This window comes from Pullulanibacillus camelliae (assembly GCF_014642655.1).
In the GTDB taxonomy this organism is placed as follows: domain Bacteria; phylum Bacillota; class Bacilli; order Bacillales; family Sporolactobacillaceae; genus Pullulanibacillus; species Pullulanibacillus camelliae.
On record NZ_BMIR01000044.1, the window covers coordinates 1 to 3,097 of the forward strand.

Consider the following 3,097-nt stretch of genomic DNA (forward strand, 5'->3'; position numbering starts at 1 on the left):
CCCCAAAAAACCCAAGTTCAAAAAACCAAAAAAAGCACCTTTTTCAAGTGCTTTTTATCTTTCAAGACCATTTTCTCTTTCACGACGCTTTTCAATCCTGTTTAAACGCTCAAATTCGCCTTCGGGGGCTCTTTCCTTAACTTTGCCTACCAAATCATTAAAAAGGCTCTTAAACGTCTTAAAATCGCTTGTACGGGCTTTTAAAAATTCTTTGGTGCTTTTATATATCAAACCAATTTCGCGCCTTAAATCGCTTATACGGCTTTTTAAAGTGCTATTCTCCCGAAGCAACTGCATATTTTCCTGTCTTAATTTTTTATTTGCACTGGCTTCCGTTTCCCACTCCTTGTAAACGGCTCGCAGCTGTTGACCCAATTTTTTATTTTCCTTTGCCAAATCGGTGCTCAATATTTTTTCCATGTTGCCCTTTAGCCGTTTGTTTTCTTTGGCAGCATGAACCAAATTTTTAAAGTCTTGTTCGGGAACAATCACATTTCCAGTCGGTGTCTTTTTCAACTCTTTTTTGGGAATCCCGAAAAGATTCTTTTCCTCGCTCTTAACCTCGATTTGCTGAAATTCCCTTTTGGCCCGAACTTTAATTTCATCTGGAACTTTTTCATTGAGGGCGAGCAATTCATTTTTCTTCTCCTGGAGGCGTCTGCCTTTTGAATTCCCTCGTTTCCAAATGCTCACGAGTAGAACCTTTTTCCCCTCGCTCCAAATCAAAGCCAAGCTTTTGCATATGCTCGGGAAACTTATCTTGCAACCAAAGCAATTCTTGGCGATTGAATGCCAACATGCATATGGGGTGTTTTCTCGTCCATATGTACAGTGGTGCTGGTTATAATCAATTTTTTCATCATGGACCAAATCATAATTTTCATGGGAACGCTCTTTATCAATATCCAAATTCGTCCTGCTTTCTCTTTCACGCTGATTATGAAACTGAATTCCCTTCAAATCATGCGCCTTCATTTTCTGCATTCGGACGACCGCATAACTCATAAAATCAGCTCCATTTCGGGGGCAGTTTTTCGGCAACACTTCCATGTAAAGTATAACACACTATACTTTACATTCGTAAAGTGTGTGCTCTGCGAGGCTATTCGGCTACCGCCGAGTCATGCAATTGCATGACAAAAAAACAAACCTTGGGCTCTGCCCAAACCCGCTGGGGAACTCTTCCCCAGACCCCCTTCAAAAACTCCCCCAACCCCCTCAAAATTGAGGGGGCTCCCTCGCCGGTAGGCAGGAATCGAATGGGTTCGATTCAATGCCAAGAGGGTTCGGGTGCAGTGAGGTTGTCAATTCAAATTTGCTCCTTATGCTCCCTTCGGTCCGCTACCGCAAATTTAAATTGACAACCGCCACATGTTGCCCTTTTCCCTCTACCAAGCTAAAAACCTTGCATTGAAAACGCTGATTCAATTAATCTATTGGAGTTTGTGAATTTACAGAAAGGAGTATAAAAGCAATTCAATCGAAATGGACAATTTATCAGATAAACACTTAGTTGAAGCTTACATAAAAGCAAAAGAATTAAAACTTGACCCTCGCTTTATCGAACTACTAGAAACCGAATTAAAAAGGCGTTCTATTTGCATACATCCAGATATACAGAAAAACAAAAAAGAGATACAGAAATAATCTTCTGTATCTCTTGTATCTCAATCTTTTTCTCTCTCAATTTCGGCATTATCTTTCTTCAAATTTTCTTCGTACTCTGCTTTTGATTTACGAAGATAATCCCTATCTATCTTGTATTCTATCGGCTCATCTGAAGGCAGACTTTTTATCATTCGGAAATGATTGCTCATCTTTTGTTATCCCTTCTTGTCGTTTTATGTCGATTAGATTTTGAAACTGATTTTAAATCTCAATCTAAATGATGAATAAATAATGATTTCAATTGCTCAAGTGTTTCTTTTTCGCTATCATCATTCGCTTTAAAATCAGCAAGTGATTTCTTGATAATGTTTATTTCTTCAACTGTTAATTCATGTTTGATCCCATTCTCAAAAAATATCGTATTATTCCATTTTGTCATTTTAATTCCCCTGTTTCTCTATCAATATCGCCTCTACCATATTTCCGTTCTTGATAAACAGCATCAAAATACAACCTAATCAATCCAGTATGCGACCGTAAAACAGAGTTTATTATCTTCATACTAGGCAAATTATGCTCTGAACCATGAACTCTTACAAATCTTCTTAATTCACGAATATTAGCTAGTCCATGTTCATCAATCAAATCACAGATATCGTTCAACATGTCATCTTTATCTTCAACATCAAGCGTTATGTACCGATCAATATCAAAATTGTTTAGTAGTTTAATATCTTTTTTGTCATACACATGCTTATTTTTAGCGATAGCGTCTTTTGATTCATGCGTTAAATATAAATATATATTTTCCATGCTTTGAACGACAATTTGAACCATAGCAACACTTCGAGACCCTAAACAGCGCTTTATTTTCAAACGAACACTTTCAGCAGTTACTGGATTTTTCGCCACATAAATTACATGATAATGAGCTTTTTTATATTTTTGTCCTTCAACATTGCTTAAATCTTTGTCATGAAGTGGGCTAATCGCAATAGGAACACCTAGCGACTCTAATCTCATTTCCCAATCTTCCGGAATACTTTCAGGATACAATAAGAACGTGAAGTATCTTGCTTTATCTTTAGCCATAATGTTAAAATCACCTTAACAGAAATAAGGAAAATCCAAAAAGCGAACTCTTGCAGGGGGACGCTTTTTTTCTGTTCATTTCTGCCCTTTCTTGTATTCTTCTAAAGCAATTGTAATTACTGCTGATTTAGACAAACCTTTATCTTTAGCCATTTTTTCTAAATCAATCAAAACAGATTCCGCCAACGTAATCGTTAACCTTTTTTTATTCGTGCTCATTTTGACAACTCCATTTAATTATTTAATATTAATATAACTAAAGTGTGCATTAAATGCAACGATTAGCATACAAAAAATAAAATGTTGGTGTTTTTGTTGGCACTTTGTTGATTTTTTGTTGACTCTTGTATCCATTGGGGCTCTAAGCGTCAAGCCACTTTTTCACCCAATGCCCCCC

The 3,097-nt window shown here is 36.9% G+C and carries 6 protein-coding genes; 1 reads left to right on the forward strand and 5 read right to left on the reverse strand.

The genetic code is table 11. The features are described 5' to 3' along the window. Positions 1-54 precede the first annotated feature (54 nt). Positions 55-1,005 (reverse strand): plasmid recombination protein, encoded by a 951-nt coding sequence (locus tag IEW82_RS20545; RefSeq protein WP_444544439.1) that lies wholly within the window; start codon positions 1,003-1,005, stop codon positions 55-57. Between the two features lie 480 nt (positions 1,006-1,485). On the opposite strand from IEW82_RS20545, the gene IEW82_RS19805 reads away from it, so the two are divergent. Continuing rightward, positions 1,486-1,647: a sporulation histidine kinase inhibitor Sda gene (locus IEW82_RS19805; RefSeq protein WP_188699113.1), complete on the forward strand. Its 162-nt coding sequence runs from the start codon at positions 1,486-1,488 to the stop codon at positions 1,645-1,647. 20 nt (positions 1,648-1,667) lie between these two features. Here IEW82_RS19805 and IEW82_RS19810 read toward each other — a convergent pair whose 3' ends face one another. The 4 genes from IEW82_RS19810 to IEW82_RS19825 form a co-directional block, all read right to left on the reverse strand. Then, the gene (locus IEW82_RS19810; protein WP_188699115.1) at positions 1,668-1,817 is read right to left on the reverse strand and encodes a hypothetical protein; all 150 of its coding nucleotides are present in this window, start codon (positions 1,815-1,817) and stop codon (positions 1,668-1,670) included. A 59-nt stretch (positions 1,818-1,876) separates the two neighbouring features. Beyond that, positions 1,877-2,047 (reverse strand): hypothetical protein, encoded by a 171-nt coding sequence (locus IEW82_RS19815; RefSeq protein ID WP_188699118.1) that lies wholly within the window; start codon positions 2,045-2,047, stop codon positions 1,877-1,879. Then, positions 2,044-2,700, reverse strand: coding sequence for a replication protein (locus IEW82_RS19820; RefSeq protein ID WP_188699120.1), 657 nt, complete (start codon positions 2,698-2,700; stop codon positions 2,044-2,046). Before IEW82_RS19820 ends, IEW82_RS19815 begins: the two co-directional genes overlap by 4 nt. 75 nt (positions 2,701-2,775) lie before the next feature. After that, positions 2,776-2,919: a ribbon-helix-helix domain-containing protein gene (locus IEW82_RS19825; RefSeq protein ID WP_188699122.1), complete on the reverse strand. Its 144-nt coding sequence runs from the start codon at positions 2,917-2,919 to the stop codon at positions 2,776-2,778. Positions 2,920-3,097 lie beyond the last annotated feature (178 nt).